1 pseudogene is annotated in these 248 nt (G+C 64.1%); it reads left to right on the forward strand.

Annotation, left to right across the window (positions count from 1 at the left end):
- Window positions 1–31 precede the first annotated feature (31 nt).
- Window positions 32–248 (forward strand): annotated as a pseudogene (locus E5W87_RS30960) (phosphonate ABC transporter, permease protein PhnE); the annotation flags it as partial.

Below are 248 nucleotides of genomic sequence, written 5' to 3' on the forward strand. Positions count from 1 at the left end.
GCGTTGCCGAATCAGGGCCGGGGATCGATAAATGAGTGCGACCGACGTTTACCGCGCGCCTGCGCTTTCATCGGAGGGAGCCACTGTCGAACGGCACTGGCGCGACCTCGCCGCTCGCCGGCGCCTTTACACGATCGGGGGCCTGGTTTTCCTGCTCCTTGCACTCTCTGGCTCGCTCTGGTTCGCCAACGAGACCAACGCCGGAAAGTTCTTCGACCGCCTTCCCCACGTCGCCGACTTTTTCGGCG

The sequence above is a fragment of the Mesorhizobium sp. genome (genome assembly GCF_004962925.1).
Lineage (GTDB): Bacteria > Pseudomonadota > Alphaproteobacteria > Rhizobiales > Rhizobiaceae > Mesorhizobium.